At 71.4% G+C, this 25,012-nt stretch carries 14 protein-coding genes and 1 pseudogene; 2 read left to right on the forward strand and 13 right to left on the reverse strand.

Annotated features, from left to right (window positions below):
* Positions 1-63: 63 nt before the first annotated feature.
* From ACWCQS_RS42015 to ACWCQS_RS42075, 13 genes and pseudogenes are all read right to left on the reverse strand, one after another.
* Positions 64-1,375 (reverse strand): annotated as a pseudogene (locus ACWCQS_RS42015) (alkaline phosphatase family protein).
* Positions 1,376-1,479: 104 nt separating this feature from the next.
* Entirely contained in the window at positions 1,480-1,956 is a 477-nt protein-coding gene (locus tag ACWCQS_RS42020) for a hypothetical protein (RefSeq protein ID WP_451009398.1), read from the reverse strand.
* Positions 1,957-2,047: 91 nt separating this feature from the next.
* Positions 2,048-2,689 carry an EboA domain-containing protein gene (locus tag ACWCQS_RS42025; protein ID WP_451009399.1) on the reverse strand — a complete coding sequence of 214 codons (642 nt, stop codon included), beginning with the start codon at positions 2,687-2,689 and terminating at the stop codon, positions 2,048-2,050.
* 99 nt (positions 2,690-2,788) lie between these two features.
* Entirely contained in the window at positions 2,789-4,033 is a 1,245-nt protein-coding gene (locus ACWCQS_RS42030) for an MFS transporter (RefSeq protein WP_451009400.1), read from the reverse strand.
* Entirely contained in the window at positions 4,030-5,022 is a 993-nt protein-coding gene (locus tag ACWCQS_RS42035) for an ornithine carbamoyltransferase (protein WP_451009446.1), read from the reverse strand. The genes ACWCQS_RS42030 and ACWCQS_RS42035 overlap by 4 nt, the downstream gene beginning before the upstream one ends.
* Complete coding sequence (locus ACWCQS_RS42040; protein ID WP_451009401.1) at positions 5,022-11,561, reverse strand: amino acid adenylation domain-containing protein; 6,540 nt, start codon at positions 11,559-11,561, stop codon at positions 5,022-5,024. The genes ACWCQS_RS42035 and ACWCQS_RS42040 overlap by 1 nt, the downstream gene beginning before the upstream one ends.
* Entirely contained in the window at positions 11,558-16,627 is a 5,070-nt protein-coding gene (locus ACWCQS_RS42045; protein WP_451009402.1) for an amino acid adenylation domain-containing protein, read from the reverse strand. Before ACWCQS_RS42045 ends, ACWCQS_RS42040 begins: the two co-directional genes overlap by 4 nt.
* A 105-nt stretch (positions 16,628-16,732) precedes the next feature.
* Positions 16,733-16,957, reverse strand: a complete 225-nt coding sequence (locus ACWCQS_RS42050; protein ID WP_451009403.1) for an MbtH family protein — start codon at positions 16,955-16,957, stop codon at positions 16,733-16,735.
* A 55-nt stretch (positions 16,958-17,012) separates the two neighbouring features.
* Entirely contained in the window at positions 17,013-18,041 is a 1,029-nt protein-coding gene (gene sbnA, locus ACWCQS_RS42055) for a 2,3-diaminopropionate biosynthesis protein SbnA (protein WP_451009404.1), read from the reverse strand.
* 11 nt (positions 18,042-18,052) lie between these two features.
* Positions 18,053-19,471, reverse strand: coding sequence for a condensation domain-containing protein (locus ACWCQS_RS42060; protein ID WP_451009405.1), 1,419 nt, complete (start codon positions 19,469-19,471; stop codon positions 18,053-18,055).
* A complete protein-coding gene (locus ACWCQS_RS42065; RefSeq protein WP_451009406.1) occupies positions 19,468-20,589 on the reverse strand; it encodes a beta-ketoacyl synthase N-terminal-like domain-containing protein in 1,122 nt (373 codons plus the stop codon). Before ACWCQS_RS42065 ends, ACWCQS_RS42060 begins: the two co-directional genes overlap by 4 nt.
* A gap of 9 nt (positions 20,590-20,598) precedes the next feature.
* Entirely contained in the window at positions 20,599-21,870 is a 1,272-nt protein-coding gene (locus ACWCQS_RS42070) for a beta-ketoacyl-[acyl-carrier-protein] synthase family protein (protein WP_451009407.1), read from the reverse strand.
* Positions 21,870-22,145: an acyl carrier protein gene (locus ACWCQS_RS42075; protein WP_451009408.1), complete on the reverse strand. Its 276-nt coding sequence runs from the start codon at positions 22,143-22,145 to the stop codon at positions 21,870-21,872. Before ACWCQS_RS42075 ends, ACWCQS_RS42070 begins: the two co-directional genes overlap by 1 nt.
* 185 nt (positions 22,146-22,330) lie before the next feature.
* On the opposite strand from ACWCQS_RS42075, the gene ACWCQS_RS42080 reads away from it, so the two are divergent.
* Entirely contained in the window at positions 22,331-23,314 is a 984-nt protein-coding gene (locus tag ACWCQS_RS42080; protein WP_451009409.1) for a TauD/TfdA family dioxygenase, read from the forward strand.
* An 89-nt stretch (positions 23,315-23,403) separates the two neighbouring features.
* Positions 23,404-25,005, forward strand: coding sequence for a tryptophan halogenase family protein (locus ACWCQS_RS42085; RefSeq protein WP_451009410.1), 1,602 nt, complete (start codon positions 23,404-23,406; stop codon positions 25,003-25,005).
* Positions 25,006-25,012: the final 7 nt, after the last annotated feature.

Below are 25,012 nucleotides of genomic sequence, written 5' to 3' on the forward strand. Positions count from 1 at the left end.
GGCTCCGTCGCGCGACGCCTCCTGGCGCCGCGCGGCCCGCTCCGGGCCGTCCCGGGCCGGCGGTCAGCCCCATCCGCCGAGACGCAGGATCAACTCCTTGATCTCCGGGGCGCGGAAACGGGCCCGCTCCTGCGACGACTCGGAACAGAGCACCACCGGCCCGTCCGCCGCGTCGTCCGGCAGTCGGCCGTGCGTCCCGCGCACACACGCCGGGTCGAGCGGCACGACCGTCAGCGGTGCGCGCATACCGGCCTTCTTCCGCAGCAAGGTCATGGCCGCCTTGGCCTTGACCAGCGGGTCGGCTGGGTCGAAGAACAGCTCCGCCGGGTCGTAGCCAGGCTTGCGGTGGATCTCGACCCCGCGTGCGAAGTCGGACGCGCGGTCGTCGTCCAGCCAGTAGTAGTACGTGAACCACGCTCCAGGATCGGCGACGGCCACCAGCTCACCCGCGTTGGCGTGATCGATGCCGAGCTGCTCCTGCCCTTCGCGGTCGATGACCTCGTCGACACCGGGCACAGCGGCCAGCACGTCCCGTACCCGTGGAATGTCCGCCCGGTCATGAACGTAGACGTGAGCTGCCTGGTGATCGGCCACGGCAAAGGCCCGGGAGGTGTGCGGATCGAGGTACTCCATGCCGCTCTGGGCGTACACCGTGAGCAGACCCTCGCGCCGCAGGGCACGGTTGATGTCCACCGGGCGGTGCGCTGGTGTGATGCCGTACTCGCTCAGCGCGAGTACGGCGAACCCCCGCGCGCAGGTCGGCGAGGAGCGGGCCGAGCGCGGTGTCCGCCTCCTGAGCGGCCCGGACGGCCTGCGCGCTACCGGGGCCGAACCGCTGCAGGTCGTAGTCGAGGCGCGGGACGTACACGAAGACCAGATGAGGATCCCTGCTGTCCGCCACATGGCGGGTCGCGGCGGCGATCCAGCGGCTGGAGGCGATCCCCGCGGTCGGACCCCAGTAGGAGAACAGCGGGAACGGACCGAAACGCCTGGTGAGTTCGTCGCGCAGGGACGCCGGTACGGTGTAGCAGTCAGGTCCCTTGCGGCCGTCGTAGTGGTACACCGGGCGCGGAGTCAGCACGGTGTCCACCTCCGCGCCCATCGCCCACCACCAGCACAGATAGGCCGAACTCAGCCCGGGCTCCCGGGAGCGCGCCGCGTGCCAGACCTTGTCGCCCCGTACCAGCCCGTTGTGCTGGCGCCACATGAAGACTTCGCCCTGGTCGCGGTGGTACCAGCCGTTGGCGACCGCGCCGTGGTCCCGGGGCAGCAGACCGGTGGTGAAGGTGGCCTGAACGGTCACGGTGAACGCCGGGAAGCTGGTGTCCAGCCGCGCGGTGAAGCCCTGCTCGCCGACGGCCCGGAGGTTGGGCATGTGGCGCAGCAGACGTGGTGACACCCACGGTGCAGATCACCGCCACCCGCTTGCTGGTCTGGTCCGCGCTCACGGCGCCGTCTCCTCCATCATGCCAAGCGCGCTCAACACGCCGCGCATTCAGTCGAGTTCGGCCGCGATGCCGGTCGGCAGGTCCTCGCGGGGGAGCGCCGGTGGCGCTCGGGCAGCACGGACCAGGTGTAGGTCTCCACCTCGACGTGCCGGGTGCCCGCGGTACGCCCGGCAAACAGTGCTTCCAATGTCCGGGCGAGCGTGGGGCGGGTGCTGCGCAGCGGCGGACACGGATCGGCGTGCAGGGGTACGTGGTAGTGGACGCGCCATGCGTTGTCACCGGGGAGCCCGGCGGTCGGGTCCAGTGCATCGGCGAGGTCGCCCCGGTCGAGCAGGACGACCGTACCGGCACGTCGGACGGCCTCCCGGGTCTGGTGCAGGAAACGCGGCTCAGCGAAGGGGGCGAGGGCCTCCCGCACAGCCGCCCGGTCCGGCCGATCGGCCTGCAGCGCCGTCGACGCCTGGAGCTTGACGACGGGCCTGCCGGAGCCCCGGACAATCTCATCCAACGGACGCGCCGACCGCGGACGGTGTCGCGGAGCGGATGACACGCCTTGGGGCCTGGGCGTAGCACGGAGCCGTGTCGTTGCTCGGTAGAGTTCAACGGGGGCGGGTGATAAGCCAGACGTCATGAGGGACGGGTCTGCCCGCCGTCCGCTGCCGCCGGGCGAACGCCTCGCCCATCCGGGCCAGTTCGGCATCGCGGCGCTTGTCGAGTCCAGCGACACCGATCAGGGGAATGCCCATGGACAGGCACTTGACAACGGCCTGCCGCCAACGGGCTTGGTCCAGGTACGCCCCCGCGTAGGGGCCCAGCGCGGCGCGGACCAGGCGGCTGTCGTCGGTGTCCAGCGCGTCGTCGACGATGGGCAGTGCTTTGTTTCCGATGGCGAGGAACGGCAAGGCGTGCAAGATGCCACGGCGCTCGGCCAGGTCTCCGCACACATAGAGTGAGCCCGCCATGGCGACCAGTTCAGGGCCGTCCGGCTCGGCACTCATCAGGAGCCGGGCGCGGGCGCCGTCGGTGCGGCTCCAGTCTCTCCAGCCGGGCAGTGGTCGTCGGCCGCACCGGGGGTCGGCCTGGCGGTAGTGGTCGCTGAGCAGTGTGATGTCCTTGGCGATGAGGGTGCTGGACTCCTCCAGCCAGTTGAGCGCGCCGGGTGTGAGCGTGGAGCGGAGCGTGGCGTTCAGGGTATGGATGACGATCGGGTCGTGTACCGGGCCGGCGGTGGTCGCCTCCACGTGAGCGTCACCTCCTGCGCTTGGCTCGGGTGGGGTCGGCCTTCCCGCGCGGGTGCGTTTCTTCTCGGTGGCCACGCTGGAAACGCACCCGCCGCGCTGTCACTCTTTCGGAACCGGAAGGGTCGCGCCGGCGCGGACCCCGGGGGAGAGCGCGGTCAGCAAGGCGGTGACGCCCATGACCACGCTGAAGACCAGGATCGTACGGGCGGAGCCGACGGCCTCCAGGAGGTTTCCGGCGATCAGCGGCCCCGTCGCCATGGCCCCGGAACTGACCAGGATGACAACGCTGTTGGCCCGCCCCTGCATGTGGCTGGGCGCGGTGCCGGTCAGCAGGACCCCGGCGACGACGTTGAAGACGCCGCCCACGTATCCACTGGCTGCGAACAGGGCACCGAGCGCCACGGGTTGGTGGAGGCCTGCCACGGGGACCATCAGGGCCGTCCACGCCACCAGCCCGCCCACCACCAGAATGCGCAGGGTGCACCGCCGCATCCACCTGCCGGCTCCCAGCGACCCCACCAGTCCGCCGGCGCCGCTGAGCATGGTCACCAGTCCGATGGACAGGGCCGACCGCCCGTCGCCCTTCATGGCGGCCATCACCGAGAGGTTGAGCCCCTGGAACAGCACGTTGGTCACGGCGATGGCCGCGATCACCGCGCGCAGGAAGTGCTGCCCCCACAGCCACCTCAGGCCCTCCCTCACCTCGGAGGCGATGGTGCGCCGCGGAACCCCGCTCACCTCCTGGAAGGGTCCGCGCGTCCGGGCCAGGAACCCCAGCGAGGCGGCGTGTGCGAGGGAGGCGAAGGCGAACGGCAGACCGGCGGCCACACCGGCCAGTCCACTTCCCACCGGCTGGCCCAGCACCGATGCAGCCCGGGTCCGCGCCTCGTTGCGCACCAGGGCGGAGGGAAGCTGCTCTGGCGTTACCACCGCGGGTACGGCGGCCCGCTCCGCCAGCTGGTACAGCGTCAGCAGACAGCCCTCCGCAAACGCTGACGCCAGCAGGTGCGGAAGCCACACGGTGCCCGACAACAGGGCCGCCGCGACCCCCGCTGCCACCAGCGCCGAGCCGGTGGCGCACAGCAGCATCAGCCGTCTGCGGTCGCACCGGTCCACCACTGCTCCCCCCGGGAGCTGGATCAGCAGGTAGGGCAGCAGCAGGGCGAACCCGACCAGCCCGGCCGTCCGGGCGGAGCCGGTGGTCCACAGGACCGTCAGGGGATAGGCGAAAGCCGTGGTCCGGCCGCCGAGGACCACGAGCCCGGCGCCGCCCCACAGCATGTGGAAGTCACGGTTGTGCCGGAGCGGGACGGGAGGATCGGTCGGTGTCTCGGCGAGTGTCATGTCCTCCCCGTACCTATGGCCGTGCGCGGCACCCCGTGCGCATGGCGCGGCCGGACAGGGCGGCACCAGTCGAGGACGGCCATCGCGCTGTACGCCTTGTTCTCCGCCTGGTCGAACGCGATACTCATCGGCCCGTCCAGGACGTCGGCGGTGACTTCCTCCCCCCTGTGGGCCGGCAGGTCGTGCATGAAGACGGCTTCCGGGCTGCCGTGCCACAGCTCCTGGCCGACCTGGAACGGCGCGAAGGTCTCGTGCCAGCGCGGATCCGGTTTGGTGGTGCCCGTGGTCTGCCACCGCGTGGTGTAGATGACGTCAAAACCGGGAGGGAGCGCGTCCATGTCGTGCCGCTCGTGCACCGCCGCCCCGCTTCGGGACGCCTGCCGGCGAGCCGTCTGCGCGACCGCGGCCGACAGCCCGTAACCAGGCGGGGTGCGCAGCTCAAGCCGTACATCCGGATAGCGGCTGAGAGCCAGGGCGAGTGCGGCCGCCGTGTTGTTGCCCTCGCCCACGTACAGGACACGAAGCCCCTCCACGCGCCCGAAGTGCCGGGTCAGCGTGGTCAGATCGGCCAGTGCCTGCGTGGGGTGCTCTTCGGAACTCATGGCGTTGACCACCGACATCCGGCTCTGGCGGGCCCACATCCGCATCTCCTGCGGGTCACCGGCGGTGCGGGTCACCAGCAGGTCCAGCATCCGGGACATGATCCGGCCGGTGTCCTCGGCGGTCTCGCCCGTGTTGGTCTGGAGGTCGCCGGGACCGTAGGTGACGACAGATCCCCCCAGCCGCAGCACGGCCGTGGAGAACGCCGTGCGCGTCCGGGTCGACGTCTTGGTGAAGTAGATGCCCGCCACCAGTCCCTCAAGCGGGTGCTGTGTCCCCGCGCCCTCCACGGCATAGTGCACTCCGCGATCCACCAGCGCGCGCAGGTCCGCGTCGCTCAGGTCTTCGAGGGAGATCAGATGGCGCGCTGGGCGCTCTTCCACAGGAATCAACCTTCCGTAGGGGCGCCGCCGACCGCAGCCCGGGCGCCGTCCAGAGCCGCGGCGAGTGCGGCGATCGTCGGGTGTTTCAGGGCGGTGGCCAAGTCCACATCCAGCCCGAGCCGACGGGCGGCGGACAGGACGGACAGCACCATCAGCGAGTCGCCGCCGAGATCGAGGAACGCGTCGTCGAGTCCGACCCGGTCGATGCCGAGCGTCTGCTCCCACGCCTTGGCCAGCTGCCGCTGTGTGGGGGTGCGCGGGGCCCGGAAGGCAGGGCTGACCGCGGTGTCCGCCCGGGACCTTGAGGCCGGGGGCGTCATGGCCCGGCGGTCCCGCTTGCCGTGCTCGGTCAGCGGCAGTGCGGCGACCGTCTCGAAGGACGCCGGGACCAGTGGTGCCGGCAGCACCGCCCGCAGCCGGTCGCGGAGCCGGGCAGGCGCCGGCGGCACGGCCGACCCCTCGGCGGGGACCACCCACGCGACGAGGCGCGGGGCTCCGGACGGCGCGGGCACGGAGGCGACCAGCGCGTCGTGCACGGCCGGGTCGGTGCGGAGCGCGGCCTCGATCTCCGCGGGTTCCACCCGGTGTCCGCGCACCTTGATCTGGTCATCGGCGCGGCCGCAGAACTCAAGTTCACCTTCGGGCAGCACGCGCGCGAGGTCCCCGGTGCGGTACATCCGTGCGCCCGGCGGACCGTACGGATCGGGCAGGAAGCGGTCCGCGGTCAGCGCGGGCTGCCCGGCGTAGCCGCGGGCCAGGCCGGGGCCGGCGATGTGCACCTCCCCGACGACCCCGAGGGGGACGGGCGCGGCGTTCTCGTCCAGAACCCGCAGTGCCGTGCCGGGCAGTGCGCGCCCCAGCTGCACCAGGGGACGCCGCGAGGGCCCGTCGAGGAAGTGGGCGGCGGCGGCCACGGTGGCCTCGGCGGGCCCGTACTCGGACACGAGCCGGGTCCGGCTGCCCTGGCCGGCCAGTCGTGCCCGCACCCGGTTGGCCTGGGCGCTCGGATAGGCGTCGCCCGCACAGGCGAGCACCGCGGTCAGCCCGGCCAGCTGCGCGTCGCTCAGCTGCTCCTCCAGCAGGGCGAGGTGGCCGGGGGTGAGTCCGAGATACGCGTAGGGGGCGTGCTCGGTGAGCAGCTGTCCCAGCCGCGCCAGGTCGAACCGCTGCGGGAGCAGGTGGACCGGCCGCCCCCTCATCAGCGGTGCGAACAGGGCGGTCACGCCCAGGTCGGAGCCGACGGAGGTGAAGGCCGGCGCGCCTCCCGGGTGGCCGGTGAGATAGGCGTCGGTGGCCCAGCCCAGATAGTGGGCGAGGGCACGGTGGCTGACCATGACGGCCTTCGGCGTTCCCGTCGAGCCGGAGGTGTGCAGGAGGTAGGCGAGCCGCCGGCCGTCGCGCGCCGCGCCGTCGCGGGCGGGCGGATCCGGTAGCTCTGCCCGCTGTGCCGCCCGTTCTTCCTCCGTGTCGAGGACCAGGGACCGCAGCGGCGCGACGCGCTTGGCGTGAGCGCTCTCGGTGATGACGATGCCGCATGCGCCGGCGGCGAGCTGGGCTCGCAGGCGCGGCTGCGGGTCACACGGGTCGATCGGAACGTAGGCCGCGGCCGCCTTCCACACCGCCAGCATGGCCACCACGAGGTCCGGTCCCCGGTCCAGCAGGACACCGACCCTGCTCTCCACGCCGACGCCCAGCGCGATCAGCCGGCGGGCCAGTCGATTGGCACGGACGTCGACCTGGCCGTACGTCAGCCGCTCACCCCCTGCGACAACGGCGAGGGCGTCAGGGGTCAGCCGGGCCTGTGCCTCGAATCCGGCCAGCGCGTCGACCGGTTCGGGGCCCGTGCGCGCGGTGCCGGTCGCCGGGTCCGCCTCCGGGTCGTACGCGTAGCCCTTCAGCGCCGTACCGGCGGGGCCTTCGGCGGCCATGTCGGAGAGCACCGCGCGATAGAGGCGGGCGAGTCGCTCGCCGTGTTCACGGCGCAGGGTGCGGGTGTCCGAGGCGATGCTGAGGTGACCTGCCGACGGTGTGCCGACCACGAGGGGGAACTCGTTCGGGCTGTCGTCACGGCTGGCCGCGATGTCGACGAGGTCGGTGTCGATCTGGTGGAAGTCCAGGTAGTGGAAGAGCACGTCGACGAGGTGCCCCTCGTCGGCGGTGCGGCGCATGGAGGGCATCGGGAAGCGGCGGTGCGGCCACAGCTCGACCTCCCGGTCGAAGACCTGCTGGACCAGTTCGCCCCAGGTGCGGGCCGTGCGTTCGTAGGGGAACGGCACCGAGTTCAGGTACATGCCCGACACCCGGTCGGCACCGGACGCCTCGGGTCTGGCGTCGATGACCATGCCCCCGCGGAATGTCCCGGCCCGGGTGAGCAGACCGAGCACCTTGGCGTGCGCGGCGTGCAGGACACTCTTGTACGAGGTGCCGGTCGCCGAGGCGAGGGAACGCAGGCCGGGTTCGAGTTCGTGCAGCGGGATGTCGATGCGGTACCGCTCGCGGTCCGAGCCGGGGCCGCCCGTCCACTCCCGGGGAATCCGGAACTGCTCGTGGCCGTCGATGAGGCGGTGCCAGAAGGCGCGGTCCTCGTCCGACGCCAGGGAGCGCAGTTCCGCGGCGATGAAGTCGGCGTAGCGGACCGTGCGCGGCACCGGTGCGAGGGCCGGCTCCTGCCCGCCGCGGATCCGTTCGTAGGCGTGGAGCATCTCCATGAGCTGGGAGTGGTAGCTCCAGCCTTCGATGATGGGGTGGCACTCGGTGATCGACAGCCACCAGCTCTCGTCGTCGAGGACGTGTACGGCCATCCGCATCAGGGGCGCGACGGAGATGTCGAACAGTTCCCGGCGGTCCTGGTCGCAGAAGTCCGCCAGGGCCTGCTGCCGTTGGCGCTCCGGCAGATGTGTCACGTCGTGGTGGACGACCGGCATCGTCGCGTGCCCGTGCACGATCTGCAGGGGCTGGGAGAAACCCGTGAGGGCGAAGGAGGTCCGCATCACCTCGTGGCGCGCGACAACGAGGTCGGCGGCCGAGCGGAAGGCGTGCGGATCGAACGGGATCTTGTCGCGGATCCGGAATGACGTGACGTTGTGGTAGTCGTTCTGGCCGCTGCCGCCGAACATCTCCACGAACATCCCGGCCTGGACGCGGGAGAGAGGGTACGCGTCGACGGCGTCGGCGGGCAGGGCGCGCCGGTCGTCCTGCCCGATCAGGGCGAAGGGGGCCACTTGCTGCAGCGGGGCCGCGGCCTGTCGGCCCTGCCCGTGGTCGAGGGCTTCACACAACCGTGCCACCGTGCGGTGTTCGATGATGTCCCGGACCGTCACCGCGAGCCCCGCTTCGCGCAGCGCTCCGGCCAGGGCGACGGCGCGAAGGGAGTCGCCACCGAGGTCGAAGAAGTTGTCGTGGACCCCGATGTCCTCCACCCCCAGGGTCCGTGTCCACACCTCGGCCATCGCGCGTTCCGCCGCCGAGCGGGGCGCCGTGTGCTCGCCCACGGCCGTGGCCCCGCGGCCCGGCGCCGGCAGCGCGCCGCGGTCCAGCTTCCCGTTGGCGGTCAGCGGCAGGGACTGGAGGACGACGAAGGCCGCGGGAACCATGTAGGAGGGCAGCGATTCGGCGAGGCGGGCCTGCAAGCGGGCCGGCTCCAGTGCGGATGGGTCGGCGTCATGGGCGGGCACCAGGTAGCTGACGAGCCTCCTGTCGCCTGGCTGGTCCTCCCGTATGACGGCCACCGCCTCGGCTACCGCGGGGTCGTCGGCGAGCACGCTCTCGACCTCGCCGAGTTCCACCCGGTAGCCGCGCAACTTGACCTGATGGTCCGTCCGGGAGACGAAGTCCACATTGCCGTCGGGCAGCACGCGGGCGAGGTCACCGGTGCGGTAGAGCCGGGACCCCGCGGGCCCGTACGGGTCCGGTACGAACCGCTGCGCTGTCTGCCCAGGCCTGCCGACGTACCCCCGGGCCAGGCCGATACCCCCGATGCAGACCTCGCCCACGCAGCCGACCGGCACCGGCCGCAGGTCGTCGTCGAGGACGAGCATGGTCGTATGCGGGATCGCGCGGCCGATGGAGACCAGTTCGGTGTGCGGCGGACCGTCGATGAAGTAGGCCGAGTTGCCCACGGTGATCTCGGTGGGGCCGTATTCGGCCGCGAGCGCGGTCCCCTGTGGTCCCGCGGCCCGCGCCCAGCGCTCGGCGAGCCGGCTCGTGAAGGAGTCGCCCGCGGCGATGACCAGGCCGGCCAGCCGGGCGATCCGGTCCGGCGGCAGCTGCTGAAGCAGCAGGTCGAGGTGGCCGGGGGTGAGTTTGACGAACGCGTACGGCGCTCCCGCCAGGAGCAGGCGGCCCAGGTCGGCGACGTCGAAGTCCTGGTCGATCAGGTGGACCGGCTGACCGGCCATCAGCGGGGTGTAGAGATTGGGTACGCCCAGGTCGAAGGCGATGGAGGAGAACAGCGGGGCACCGCCTTCCCCGGCGCTCGCGTACGCGTCCACCGTCCACCCGACGTAGTTGGCCAGGCCCCGGTGGGAGACCAGCACGCCCTTGGGCCGGCCGGTGGATCCCGAGGTGTAGATGACGTACGCCAGGCTGTCGAGGTCGTAGCCGCCCGCGGGAGGCGACGGGGCCGCGCAGCGACGCAGGGCACCCTGTTCGTCCGGCGCGTCGATCACGACGACCCGGGCGTCGACGCCGTCCGTCCGGTCGGCGTGGCGGCGTTCGGTCACGACGACGCGGGCGGCGGTGTCGGCCAGGATGTACGCCAGCCGGTCGTCCGGGTATCCGGGGTCCAGTGGCACATAGGCGGCACCGGACCGCCAGATGCCCAGGAGGCAGGCGACCATCTCCGGTGTCCGGTCCAGCAGGACACCGACGGTCTCCTCGGGTCCCGCACCGAGCGCACGCAGCCGCCCGGCCATGCGGCCGGCCAGGACGTCCAGTTCTCGGTAGGTGACCCGGCGCTCCCCGTGCACCACGGCGACCGCCTCGGGCGTGGCCAGCGCCTGGCGGGTGATCTCCTCGTGGATCGGGCGCAGCGCGTCGGCATCGAGGGCGGTCCGGGTACCCACGGGCTGGCGCGGCCCGTCCAGGAGCAGCGCGCGCTCGTGCGGGCCGAAGATGTCCAGAGCGGCGGCGGGGAGCCCGGGCGTGGCGACGGCGGCGGTCAGCAGTCGAGTGTAGTGGCCCATCATGCGGCGGATGGTCGACGCGTCGAAGAGGGCCGTGGGGTACTCCACGAAGCCTTCCAGGGAGCCGTCCGAGCGCTCCTCCAGGTGCAGGGTGAGGTCGAAGCGGGAGATGCGGCAGGCCGGGCGGATGGGCACTGCCTCGATGTGCGGCAGCCCGAGCGCGTCCGCGCCGTCCGCGGCGGCGAGGTCGAACATCACCTGGAACAGCGGTGTGGCTCCGGGGGCACGTTCGGGTGCCAGTTCTTCGGCGAGCCGGTCCAAGGCGGTGCTCCGGCGGTCGAAGGCGGCAAGGAGCCGTTCCCGGTTGCCGTCGACGAGCTGCGCGAAGGAGGCGTGTCCGTCCCAATGTGCCCGCAGGGCGAGGCTGTTGTAGGCGTAACCGGCCATGGCCATCAGTTCTGGCCGGTCGCGCAGGGACACGGCGGTCCCCACGGTGACGTCCCGTGTGCCCGTGTAGCGGGACAGCAGGACCTGGAAGGCGGTCAGCGTCACCATGAACAGGGAAGCGCCGTGCTCACGGGCGAACTCGCGTAGCCGCCCCGTGGTCGCGGCCGGCACGGTGAACCGTTCCTCGCTGCCCTCCCACGAGGGTACGGCCGGCCGCGGGCGGTCGACCGGCAGATCGAGCGGGGCGGCTCCGTCCAGCTGCTCGACCCACCAGCCGAGGTCTCGGCGTGCCTCGGGGCTGTCCTGCCGTGTGTTCAGCCAGGCCGCGTAGTCGGCGTACTGGGTGGGCGCGGGCAGCGCGGGGGCCCGGTGCTCGATCCGCGCACGGTACAGCTCGGCGAGTTCGGCCATGAGCAGCGGACGGGTGGACGCGTCGCACGCGATGTGGTGGAAGACCATCACCAGCAGGTGGTCGTCCGGGGCGAAGGCGACCTGGCGCACGCGCAGTGGCGGACAGGCGGCCAGATCGATGGGGGTCAGCGATTCCCGCTCCGCGAACTGGGCCGCCACGCGGTCGCGCTCGTCGTCGTCGAGTCCGATGCGCTCCGTACGGCGGAAGTCCACGCGCCCCGGCGGATCGATGATCTGGTGGGGTTCGGTGCCGACGAGGCCGAAACGGGTGCGCAGGATCTCGTGTCGTTCGGTGAGGGCTCGAAGCGCGTGGTCCAGCGCGCCGGTGTCCAGCGGTCCGCGCAACCGGTGGACGAGGGGCAGCAGGTAGGCGGGGGAGGCCGGGTCGAGCTGGTGCAGGAACCACAGCTGGCGCTGGCCGGGGGAGAGGGCGAGCGTGGTGCGGCGGGAGACGCGCGGGATGACGCGGCGGGGTCCGCCGCCGCTGAGGCGGCGGCGGAGGAGTTCTGCACGCCGGTCGGTGCCGCGGTCGGGGACCGCGTCGTGTTCGGAGGGTGTGGTCACGGGTGGAACTCCCTGTAGGCGTCGGCCACTTCGGCCTCGCTGAGTGCCGCGATGTCGGCCCGTAGCGCCTCCTCGACCGCCACGGCGAGTTCGGCCACCGTCGTCTGCGTGAACAGGACACGCAGCGGCAGGTCGATATCGAACTCCTCACGCAGGCTGGCGACGACGCGGGCGGCTCCCATCGAGTCGCCGCCGATCCGGAAGAAGTCGTGCTGGGCGCCGATGCGCGGCGTCTGTCCGTCCGGCCCGGCCAGTACCTCGGCCCAGACCCTGGCGATCGTCTCCTCCGCCGGTCCCCGTGGAGCGACGTAGGGGACATCACTCGACATATCGCCCATATCCGGGGCCGGGAGCGCGGCGGCGTCGACCTTGTTGTGCCGGGTCAGCGGCAGCGCCTCCAGGGGTACGACCAGCGCGGGCAGCATGTGCTCCGGCAGGTACCGGGCACAGTGCTCGATCAGTTCGGCCTCAGGGGGCAGCCGGTCACCGGCGGGTACGCAGTAGGCGATGAGCCGCGCGTCGTCGCCGGCGCCGTGGACGGTGACGGCGACGTCGGCGAGGCCGGGGTGTTCGGCCAGTACGGACTGCACCTCCCCGGTCTCCACCCGCCGGCCCCGGATCTTGACCTGGTCGTCGGTGCGTCCGGCGAAGGCCAGTGTGCCGTCGGGCAGTACGCGGGCGAGGTCACCGGTGCGGTAGAGCCGGGCACCCGCCGGCCCGTACGGATCGGGCACGAACCGCTCGGCCGTCAACCGCGGTTGTCCGGTGTAGCCGCGGGCCACTCCGGCGCCGCCGATGCACAGCTCGCCGATCACCCCCACGGGCACCAGGCCCAGACGGGAGTCGAGCACGCGAGCGGTGGTGTGCGGGTAGGGCCGCCCGATCGGGACGGCTCGCGCGTCGGTGCCCACGTCGCAGCGAGTGGTGGCGATGGTGGTCTCGGTGAGGCCGTATTCGTTGATGAAGCGGGTGAGGCGGCGGGCCAGCTCGCGGGCGAGCGCGGGCGGGCAGGGCTCGCCCCCGGTCAGGCCCACCAGTGCGCGTTCCTCCAGCCCGGCGTCGATGAGCATGCGCCAGTGCGACGGGGAGACCTGCAGATGGGTCACCCGGTGCTTTTCGATCAGCTCCAGCTGGGCCGCCGGGTCGGCGCTCTGCTCCTGGTCGGCGAGGACGACACGGCTTCCTGCCACGAGCGGCATGACCAGCTCGGTGAAGGAGATGTCGTACGTGGGCTGGGCCAGGGCGAGCCACGCGTCATCCGGCCTTTGGCCGAAGTCCAGATGGTCCTGTGAGGCCAGCAGCATCCGCAGCAGGGAGCCGTGCTGGACCTCGACCCCCTTGGGACGGCCTGTGGAGCCCGAGGTGTAGAGGATGTACGCGAGGTGGCCGGAGGTCAGGTCGCGGACCGGCGGGGTGGTGCCGGCCGCGGCCAGGGCGGTGTCGTCGTCCAGGGCCAGCGCCGGGACGCTCCGGAGCCGGCGAAGGCGCCCGGTGCCCTGGAGGTCCGACACGACGACGCCGACGCCCGCGTCGGCCATGATGTGGGCCAGGCGCTCGTCGGGGACCGTCGTATCGAGGGGAACGTGGACGGCTCCGGCCTTCCAGACCCCCAGCAGGCAGGCGATCAGGTCCGGGACCCGGTCGAGCATGGTGGCCACGGTGGTCTCCGGTCCGGCGCCCAGTTCGAGCAGCCGGTGCGCGATCCGGTTGGCGCGGGCCTCCAGCTCGGCGTACGACCACACCGCCGAGTCGTGGACGACGGCGACGGCGTCCGGCATCCTGCGTACGGTCTCTTCGAACGCCGTGTGCACGCAGATGTCCGGTGCGAGCGCTCCCTCGCCACGCGGTTCGGGGGCGCCGAGGGCCAGCAGCCGGGCGGATTCGCCGGGCGGGAGCAGCCTCGCCTCGGTCAGGTTCGCTGAGGGAGCGGCCGCCAACGACTCCAGGAGCTGCGCCCAGTAGGCGGCGAACCGCTCCACGGTGGTCGCGTCGAACAGCGCGGTCGCGTACTCCATCACACACAGCAGACCGCCGTCGCTCTCGCGCTGGACCACGAGGGTGAGGTCGGTACGGGCGCTCTGCCAGGCGTCACGGACGGTGTCCAGGTCGGTTCCGGAGGCGTTGGTGGAGGTGCGGCCCTCCTCCTGGAAGTTGAACATCACCTGGTAGAGGGGGGTGCGGGACGGATCGCGTTCCGGTACCAGCTCCTGTACGAGCCGGCTGAACGGCATCTCCTGGTGGGCGAGGGCGTCCCGGGTGGTCTCCCTGACCTTCGCCACGGCCTCGGCGGCGGTGTCGTCGCCGTCCAGTCTGCAGCGCAGGACGAGGGTGTTGAGGAAGACACCCACGGTCTGCGTTACTTCGGGGCGATGCCGGCCGGCCACCGAGATGCCGATGGCCAGGTCCATACAGCCGGAGAGGCGCGCCAGCAGGACGGCGTACGCGGTGAGCAACGTCTGGTGCAGCGTGGCGTCGACGCTGCGGCCGAGCGCTTCGGCCTGTTCGACGACCCGGGCCGGCACGGTGAAGGTGTGCGCGGCACCCCGTGCGTCGCGTTCGGCGGGGCGGGGGCGGTCGGCGGGCAGGTCCAGCGCCGGGCTGCCGTCGAGTACGGCACGCCAGTAGGCCAACTCCTTGTCGAGGACGTCCGCGTCCAGGCGGCGGCGCTGCCAGACCGCGTGGTCGGCGTACTGCACCGGCACCGGTGGCAGGTCCGCGGGCGCACCGTTGCGTACGGCCTCGCCCAGGGCCAGCAGGTCGCGCTCCAGGACCACCGACGACCAGCCGTCGCAGGCGATGTGATGGATGCTCAGAACGAGTGCGGGTTCGGTGCCGGGGGTACGCACCAGCAGTGCCCGCCACACCGGTCCCCGCTCCAGGTCGAAGCCGTGGGCGAACTCCGCCTCCAGCGCCGCGCGTACCTCGTGGGGCCCTGCCGCGTCGACGACGCGCAGCCCGGGCCTGCCGTCGGCCGGGGCGATGATCTGGACGGGACCGTCGTCGCGCACGGCGTAGCGCGTGCGCAGGGCCTCGTGGCGCTCGACGAGTGCCGCCAGGGCCGCGCGGACCGTGTCCTCGGTCCAGCCCGCGGGCAGGCGGATCCACAGCGGCGCGACCCATTCGGGGCTGCCGGGCTGCATCTGCTCGGACAGCCACATCCCCTCCTGGCCGTAGGAGAGCGGCAGCGGCTGGTCACGCGGGACCGGCGTGATCGCCGCGGAGCCTGCCGAGAGCGTCGCGTCGGCGCCGTCGGGGCCCGTCGTGGAAGCCGCTGCCAGCAGAGCCGCCTGTTGTTCGACCGTCGACGCGGTCAGCAGGGCGCGCAGTGCGACCCGCCGGCCGGTGGCCGTGAAGAGCCGTTCGGCGAGCTGGGTGAGCAGCAGTGACGAGCCGCCGTGCTGGAAGAAGTCGTCGTGCACGCCGATCGTGTCGCCCGGGATGTCCAGCATCTGTGCCCAAACCTGGACGACCGCACGCTCGCCCTCGTCGCGTGCGGCGATGTGCTCGGCACGCAGCTGTTCACCGTGCCGGGGTTCAGGCAGCGCCGACCGGTCGATCTTCCCGTTGAGCGTCCGCGGGAAGGCGTCGACGGCTATGAAGACGGACGGGATGAGCGGTTCCGGCAGCGTGCGGCGGAGGAAGGCACGCAGCTCCTGGGGGAGGGGCCGGGTGCCGCGCGCCTGTACCCAGGCGGCGAGCCGCAGGCCGCCCTCGCGGCCCGGGAGGGCCGCCACCACGGCGGCCTCCAGCCGGGGATGGGCGGCCAGCGCGGCCTCCACCTCGCCCGGCTCGATGCGCACACCGTTGACCTTCACCTGCTGGTCCAGGCGCCCCAGGTACTCCAACGCGCCGTCCGCGCGCCACCGCGCGCGGTCGCCGGTGCGGTACAGCCGGGAGCCGGGAGGCCCGTAGGGGTCGGGAACGAAGCGCTCAGCGGTCAGCCCCGGGCGACCGAGGTAGCCGTGCGCGAGGCCGACACCGCCCACATGCAGTTCGCCGACGCCGCCTCGCGGTGCCGGCAGGCCGCGCGGATCGAGGATCAGCACCCGCAGCTGCGCGAGGGGGCGGCCGATGGGCACCGGACCCGTGGTCTGGGCCGGGTCGAACTCGTGCTCGGTGATGTCGACCGAGCACTCCGTCGGGCCGTAGGTGTTCCAGATCCGTGCCTGGGGCGCGCGCGCCAGCAGGCGGTGGCAGAGTTCCGCCTGCAGCGGTTCGCCGGCGCTGAAGATCAGCCTCAGCGCGCCGCAGCCGGCCCAGCCGGGCGCGTCCGCGAGGGCTCGCAACACCGAGGGCACCGCCTGCAGAACCGTTATCCGTCCGTCGGCCACGGCGCGGACCAGCGCGGCCGGGTCGCCTTCGGCGCCCTCGGGGGCGAGCACGACGCGGCCCCCGCTGATCAGCGGGGCGAACAGCTCCAGTGCGGCCGCGTCGAAACCGATCGTGGTCTTCTGCAGCACGCGGTCACCGGTGCCCAGCCCATGGCGGTCCACCAGCCAGCGCACACGGTTGGCGATGCCCGCGTGCGGCACCACGACGCCTTTGGGACGGCCGGTGGACCCCGAGGTGTAGAGCACATACGCCGGCCGGGCCGGATCCGCGGGACCCGCCTGGGACGCGAAGCCGAGGCCCCCCTGCCTGCCCTCGTCCGCACCGGTGTCGTCCAGCGCGACGACGAGGGTGCCGTCCAGGTTCAGCAGAGCGTCCGCGGCGTCGCCGCGGGTGAGGATCACCGAGGCCCGGGTGTCCGCGACGCACCAGCGCAGCCGCTCGGCGGGGTGGCCGGGATCCAGCGGCAGATAGGCCGCTCCCGCCTTCCACACGCCCAGCAGAGCCGCGAGCAGGTCCGGTCCGCGCCGCAGGCACACGCCGACGACGGCGCCGGGGCCGACGCCGAGCGCATGCAGCCGATGCGCCACCTGTTCCGCCCGCTGCTCCAGGGCACTGTACGTGAGGGCGCCCAGCCCGCCGGGAGCGGCGGTCTCGACCGCGATCGCGTCAGGAGTGCGGGCCGCCTGAGCGGCGAACAACTCGTGCAGCGGTCGGGTGTCCGGTGCACTCGGCACGCCGCTCTCCGCAGGTGATTGCCTCGACAAGGCACAGTCGTTCACAGGTACTCCTTGAGAAGATCGCCCCAGCGGGCATGACGAGGGGAGCGGCGGGGCGGCGCCTTATCCGGCGGTCTCCGCTTCCATGCGGCGCCGCAGGCTCAGCGGCCGCATGTCGGTCCACACTTCTTCGATCCGGGCCAGGCACTCCTCCCGGCTGCCCTCGGTTCCCTCCGGGTGCCACCCGTCGGGCAGCGCCCGGTCGGCCCACCAGATCGAGTACTGCTCCTCGTCGTTGCGGACCACGCGGTGGGTTCGCTCCGCAGCGGCGGCGGTGCCGTCGTTCATGAGTTGACTCCTGAGTCGGTGTGAGGTTCTGCGGTCCGGTACAGCTGAGCGGCGATCAGCAGCGGACGGTTTCCCGGGGCCACGGGTTCGCGGGGTCGAAGTCCTGCCACAGGTGCGCGACGTCACCGAAGTGGCTGCGTACCCAGGTGTCGGAGTACACGGTGTCCAGATAGCGATCGCCGCCGTCCGGCAGCACCAGGACGCACGTGGAGCCTGCCGGGATGTCGGGGGCGATCTTCTCCAGCGCCGTGGCGACGGCTCCCGATGACCCGCCCGCGAGCACGGCTTCACGCTGCATCAGCCGGCGGCAGCCCACCACCGCTCCCAGGTCGTCGACGTGGACCACCCGGTCGGCGTCCGAAACCGCGAGCAGGGCCGGCACGACCGAGGCACCGTGCCCGGGGATGAGGCGCTGGCATCTGACCGGGGAGTCGAACAGCACGCTTCCGACGGCGTCCACCGCCACGACCGTGGTGGGCAGGGAGTGGTACCGCACGTAGTCGGCACACCCACCCAGGGTCCCGGCCGTGCCGACCGCGCAGAAGACATAGTCGACGGCGCCGTCCAGGGCCTGGTCGATCTCCCGCATGGTCTCCAGGTGCGCCCGCCGGTTGGCCGGGTTGGCGTACTGATCGGGCCGGTACGCGGACGGCACCGTACCCATCAGCTCCTCGACCCGGCGCAGCCGCTGCGGCAGGTACTCACCCGAGACGGGGTCCGGTTCGGTGACGATCTCGATCTCGGCCTGGTACGCGCGCAGGATCGCCAGATTCTGCTCGGTGGTCCGCGCGTCCACGACACAGATGAACCGGATGCCGAAGTAGCGGCAGATCTGGGCTATTCCGATGGCCAGGTTCCCGGAACTCGACTCGATGACCGTGGACTTTCCGGGTATGAGTTCACCCGCCTGAATGGCGTGCATGAGCATGCCGAGTGCGGAGCGGTCCTTGACACTGCCACCAGGGTTGCCACGCTCAATCTTGGCGAATACCCGAAGTGGATATCCGTCCAGCAGCCTTTCCAGCTCGACCAGTGGTGTATTGCCCACGGCTGAAAGGATTCCTCTGAGTCCCGTCACCGCCATACTCCCCCCTTTCACATCGGATGCCCGTCGCTGATGCCCAGCTCCAGCAGCTCCGCCAGGTCGTCCGCGCCCGTCAGCGGAATCTCGGCCACGGGCATCCCCGGGGTCCGGACAACCGCGCGCAGAATCCGCTCGAATCCGTCCGCGAAGCGTTCGACGGACCCTCGGTCGAAAACATCCGTGCTGTAGGAGTACGCCGCGGATATCGTCGTCCTGCCCCGCTCCAGACGGATCATGAGATCCATCTGCCCTTCCTGTTGCGGTGTGTCGATCATGGCGACCCGAAGCCCCGCGTAGTGGGCCGAAGGCCCCTCCAGGGAACCTTCCGGGGGGCGCGGCACCGACCTGTACATCTTCTCCAGGTCCACCATGAACAACGCCATGTGGTACAGGGGCGCCCGCCCCGCGTCCCGTCCGGCACCGGTGGGAAGGCTCAGCAGAGCGCTGGGATAACGTCCGTCCCTCAGCCCGCGCAGCACCTCACGGCCGGCCGCCACCGCCAGGTCGTCGAACGTGAGACCCGGGTGGCATCTCGCCCGCACGGGCACGGTGTTGGTGAAGCAGCCCACGACCTCACTGAAGCGGCGGCCGACCCGCGTGGTGGCGGGGACACCCACCAGGAAGTCGTCCTGTCCCGTCCAGCGGTGGAACAGCGCCTGGAAGGCGGCCAGCACGAACGCGAAGGGCGTCACCCCCACGGATTCGGCGCGGCGCGTCAGCGAGGACACGAGGTCGGCGGGCAGGTGTCGCTGCACCGTGTCGCCCTCGTAGGAACGCACCGCGGGCCGCGGACGGTCCAGGGGGAACTCCGCCGGGACCGCGCCGGCGAGGAGCCGGCCCCACCGGGCAGCCGTCTCCTGCCCGGCGGCGGACACCACGTAGCGGCGTTCCTGTTCGACGTGGTCGGCGTAGGAGGCCGTCGGGGGCGGCAGCTGCGGATCCGCGCCCGCGGCCAGGTCGGTGTAGGCCCCGAGGAGGTCACGCACGATCAGAGCGCGTGAGACGAAGTCGTTGACGATGTGGTGGACCGCGATCACCAGGACGCCGTCCTGCGGACCGCGGCGCACCAGCACGACGCGCAGCGGCCCCGAGGCCTCCAGCCGGAACGGCGCCAGGCAGGCCTGCTGGGACGCGGCGAGCAACTCCCCTTCGCCGGCCCCGGTGAGGTCCTGCAGCGCGAAGCACTCCGGGGGCTCCTCCAGCGGGATCCGGCAGGGCCGGCCCTCGACCTCGGTGAACAGCGAGCGCAGCTGCTCGTGACGTTCCTGCACGGCCCGGACCGCCCGCTGAAGGAGATCGATGTGGACGCGCCCGCGCACGCGCAGCCGCAGCACGGTGTTGTAGGCCGAACTGCGCGGTGCGATCCGGTACGCGGCCCACAGGGCTTCCTGGACCGCGGAAAGGGGCATGGGCGGTGTCTTCGAGGTCATCGCAGACCGTTCCCGTCTGCCGTGGCCGACCGGAACAGAGCGCAGGCGGCGCTGCCCTCCCCGTCGACGGCCGTCACCAGCGCCAGGCGTCGGGTGCCCCACGGCGCATGGGCGGCGAGAGTGAGCAGCCCGGCGAACTGGAGGGCCGCCGAGGCCGCTCCGGTGCCACCGAGCAGGTCGTGCAGCTCCAGGCGGGCCCGCCCGTCGGTGCCTCTTCGGCCCAGGACCTCCTCCAGGGCTGCCGCCTCCTGCTCTCCCAGGAATCCGGGTGCCCCCGTCGGCGCGACCGCGCCGATCTCCCCGGCGTCCGTGCCCGTCTCCCGGAGCAGGTCGGTGACGCAGGTGACCAGTGCCTTGCCGGCCAGCTCAGGCCGGGTGAAGACGCGGAACCGGCAGCCGAGCAGTTCTGCCCGGGGAGTGCGTCCGCCGCGCTGCGCGCTGCGGACGGACTCCAGGAGGAAGAACGCGGCACCCTCACCGAGTGGCGCGCCCGTGCCCTCGGTGAGCACGTGCTCCAGGCGGGCCCGCTGCACGGAGAACTCCTCCGCAGCGCCGCACATCACCGTGCCGGCATGGCTCCCGCGCAGCAGCCGGGACGCGTAGTTGAGGGCGTGCAGTCCGCTCGCGGCACCACCGGAGACGCTCACGTTCGGGCCTTTGAGGCCGTGCCAGATGGCACTGCGTCCGGCGGGGTGGTTCAGCACGGTGTTGGGGAAATGGGCCGGATTGACGTTGTAGGGCCGTTCCCCGGAGAGGGCGTCGTGGGTGAAGGCCATGACGCTCTGGACACTCCCCGGGGTTCCCAGCACCAGCCCGGTCTCCTCCGCGGCATCCGCGACCGCGGTGCCGCACCTTTCCAGCAGCAGCCCCGTGGTCGCGACGACGATGCCGGTGAGCCGGTCCATGGAACGGGTGCCCTTGGGACCGAGCGCTTTCACCACGTCGAACCCGGGAATCAGCCCCGCCTCGGTGTACGGGACCGGCCAGTCACCGGCGTCGAGGGGAGCCGGTGCCCGCCGTCCGGCGAGGATGCCTTCGGCGAACGCCTCCTCCCCGAGCCCGTACGGCGAGGCCACAGCCATCTCGGAGATGACCCATCCGCCCAGGGTGTCAGCCATTGCTGCTCCTCAGTCGTCCGCGAGAGCCGTGCGCGTGAGCGCCGGCCTGTCCCGCTCGTCGTATCGGGCGAGGACGAGGACGGCGTTGTTGCCGCCGAACGCGAGCCCGTGGTTCTCCGCGACTCTCAGGTCCGCCTCGACGGCCTTGTTGGGCACGCAGTCCACGGCACATTCCGGGTCGGTCTCGACGTGGTTGATGGTGGGCGGGATGAAGCCCTGCCGCAGGGCGATGGCGCACGCGACCGCCGCCAGCGCGCTGGCGGCGCCCATGGCGTGGCCGATCATCGATTTGATGGACACGGTCCGCGGCATGTCCTCGCCGAACACCTCGCGGATCGCACTGACTTCGGTCGCGTCGTTGGCCCGGGTCCCCGTGCCGTGCGCCGAGATGAGGTCCACATCCGCCGCGGTGATGCCGGCCTGCCGGTGGGCGGCCCGGATGCTGCGGGCGATGCTGTCGCGGTCCGGGGCCACGGGGTGGCGGGCGTCGCAGGAGAGCCCGTAGCCCAGGACCTCCGCGTACACGTGCGCTCCGCGCGCCAGCGCGGACTCCAGGCTCTCCATCAGCAGCACGCCCGAGCCCTCACCGACCAGCATCCCCTCACGGTGGAGGTCGAAGGGACGGCACACCTGTGGCGCGATGGTGCGCAGCCGGTAGAACCCCGTGAAGGTCTTGCGGCAGACGGCGTCCGTGCCACCGCACAGCGCCATCTCCACATCACCCGCGCTGATGCCGTCGTAACCGGCTCCGATGGCGTAGTTTCCGGCGGCGCAGGCCGTCGGCACCGTGACAGCCTCCACGTCCTCCAGGCCGAGTTCGCGCGCCACTCCCACAGACAGACGGCTCAGGCCGACCCTGCGGGCCACCGTCGGATCCATGCTGCCGGTACCCCCGGCGATCTGGGCGGCGACCAAGTGGTCCAGGTCCCTGCTCTCGCCGTCGCTGGTCCCCACGGCGACCAGCGCGCGACGGGCCTGCACGTCCTCCTCGGTGAGTCCGGCGTCGGCTACCGCCATACGGCTCGCGGCCGCGGCGAACCGCGCCGCCCGCCCGAGTTCGTCGGCGGGCAGGGTGCGCAACCAGTCGGCGGGCTCCGCGTCGGTGATCTCACAGCCGATGGAGTGGGCGAAGCCCGAGGTGTCGAAGGCCGTGATCGGCTTGGCGCCGCTGCGGCCGGCCCTCAGGCCCTCGGCGAACGCGTCGACTCCGGTGCCGATGCAGCTGATGACCCCCATGCCGGTGATCACCACTCGACGCCGGGGTTCTCGCGCGGTGCGCATCACTGCTCGACCGGTCCCCGGGCCGTGGCCACGGCCACGTAGAGCGCCTCAAGGTTCGTCATGTCGACCAGTTCCAGGTGTTCCAGCGAGATGCCGTACTCCTGCTCCAGGCCGGCCTGGACCTCCAGCAGGCCCAGCGAATCCGCACCGTGCTCGGCCTTGAAGAGGCTGTCATCGGTGAGGTCTTCGGGATTCAGCTCCAGAATGCCGCAAACCAGTTCCTTGATACGTCGGCGTTCCTCGTCCAGGAGCCTCGCCGTCTCGGAGGTTGCCATGCGTCTCTCCCGCTGGGTGGGTGCGTGGTGGGGCTGCTCAGCGGAGTGTGCACAGCGGTTCTATACATTTTCTACGGCAGCGGTGATTCCGCATCAGTTATAGATGCTTTATAGCCGGGCGCGGCAACCTGACGGCACATCGGAATGCGAGCGCGGATATGCGGATGAAAAAGAGGTAGGTCATCATGGCTGACACCGACATACTTCCACCTCTGCACGCGACGACGCTGAGACTGGACGACATTCAGCGTGCCCAGGTCGCCGCCGTCGCCAGGGAACTTGTGGAAACCACGCGAGAGCCGTTGGACAGCGCCAAGTGGCTGGACGCGGCGCGCGCGGCGTCCACTCGCCTCCCCGGCGAACTCCTCACCGCACTGCGCTCGTTCCGGCACGACGCCGGCCCCGACGCCCTGCTCCTGATCGGCAACCTTCCCGTCGGTCCGGCCCTGCCCCCCACTCCCACCGAAGCCGACTCCGTCGAGCGCACCCCCACCACCTCCGCCGCGGTCATCACCCTCGCCATGCTCCAGCTCGGCGAGGTGATCGCCTACCGCAACGAGAAGGGCGGCGCCCTGGTGCAGAACGTCGTCCCGGTGCCCGGCAGGGAACGGCAGCAGAGCAACGCCGGATCCGTCCGGCTGGAGATGCACTCGGAGAACGCCTTCCACCCCGGCCGCCCGGACTACGTAGGCCTGTTGGGCGTACGAGAGGACCCCTCCGGGGCCGCGCGGCTGTGCACCGCGTCCATCCGCCGCGCTCTGCCACTGCTGACGCGCGCCACGCGCCGTGTCCTGTCCGAGGAGCGCTTCATGACCGAACCGCCCCCGTCCTTCGGCGGGCTGGGAACGGTCACCCCGCACCACGCGCTGCTCACCGGGGCCGCGGAAGATCCGGATCTGGTAGTGGACTTCGCCGCCACCCATCCCCTCGACGAGCAGGCCGCGGCCGCCATGACGGAGCTGAGCGAGGCCCTCTCGCGCACCACCGTCGCGCACCCCCTGCGAGCCGGTGACCTCGCGGTGGTCGACAACCGGCTCGCCGTACACGGACGGACCCCCTTCACACCCCGCTACGACGGCAGCGACCGGTGGCTGCACCGGGTCTACGCCTGCCTGGACTACCGCCGCTCCCGGCCCGCACGAGAGGCCGACGGGGCCGTCCTGCGCTGATTTGGGACGGCGACCCCATCACCGACACCACTACCGCCACCGGCCGGCGCGGACCCCTTTCGCCGGCTGTAGCGAGACGAGGAACCCCTATGGAGAATCACGGCAATCGCATTCGGAGTGTCGTCATCCTCGGCGGCGGCACCGCCGGCTGGATGACCGCCGCCTACCTCGGCAAGGCCCTGGAGGGTACTGCCGACGTCACCGTGCTGGAGGCGCCGTCGATCCCCCGCATCGGGGTCGGCGAGGCCACCATTCCCAATCTCCAGAAGGTGTTCTTCGACTTCCTCGGCGTCGACGAGGAAGAGTGGATGCGCGAGTGCAACGCGAGCTTCAAGATGGGGATCCGGTTCATCAACTGGCGTACGGACGGCAGGGGCCGGCCCGAGCCGCGTCCGCTGCCCGGCGGCGGCGATGACAGCTTCTACCACACCTTCGGGCTGCTCCCGGATCACGATCAGGTGCCGTTGTCCCACTACTGGTACAACGACTTCCACCACGGCCGGACCGACCAGCCCTTCGACTACGCGTGCTTCCCCGAGCCCGCGGTGATGGACGCCAAGAAGTCACCGCGCCGGTCGGACGGCACACCCTCCACGCGATACGCCTGGCACTTCGACGCGCAGCTGGTCGCCGACTTCCTGTGCCGCCTCGCGACTCAGCGGCTGGGAGTACGGCGCGTGGCGGACGAGATGACGGAGGTGGTCACGGACGAGCGCGGTTTCGTCGAGGCACTGCGCACCAAGGGCGGTGAGCGGATCGACGGCGACCTGTTCATCGACTGCTCCGGCTTCCGCGGCCTGCTGATCAACAAGGCGATGGCGGAGCCCTTCATCGACATGAGCGACCACCTGCTCTGCGACAGTGCGGTGGCCACCGCCGTGCCGTACGACGATCAGTCGGAGGGCATCGAACCGTACACCTCGGCCATCGCCATGTCCTCCGGCTGGACGTGGAAGATTCCCATGCTGGGGCGGTTCGGGACCGGCTATGTGTACTCCAGTCGCTTCTCCTCACAGGACGAGGCGACGGAGGAGTTCTGCCGGATGTGGAACCTGGACCCGGAGCAGCAGCCGCTGAACCACATCAGGTTCCGGGTCGGCCGCAACCGCCGCGCCTGGGTGAAGAACGTCGTCAGCGTCGGCCTCTCCTCGTGTTTCCTGGAGCCGCTGGAGTCGACCGGGATCTACTTCATCACCGCCGCGCTCTACCAGCTCGCCAAGCACTTCCCGGACCGCTCGTTCAACGATGCCCTGATCGACGGCTTCAACCGCGAGATCGAGGTGATGTTCGACGACTGCCGGGACTTCGTCCAGACGCACTTCTACTTCGCCCCCAGGGCGGACACCGACTTCTGGAAGGCCAACAAGGAGCTGACGCTCGCCGACAGCATCCGGGAGAAGATCGCGGCCTATCAGGCCGGACTGCCGGTCAATCCGCCGATCACCGACGAGAGCACCTACTACGGCAACTTCGAAGCCGAGTTCCGCAACTTCTGGACCAACGGCAGCTACTACTGCATGTTCGCGGGTCTGGGCTTCCTGCCGGACGGCCCGCTGCCGTCGCTGGCGCACCGGCCCCGGTCCGTCGAGACCGCGCAGCCGCTGTTCGACGAGGTCAGGAAGCGGCAGGAGCACCTCCTGGAGACCCTGCCCAGCACGTACGAGTACCTGTGCCGGCTGCACGAGCGCTGAGCCGCCG

This window comes from Streptomyces sp. NPDC002076, from assembly GCF_053593835.1.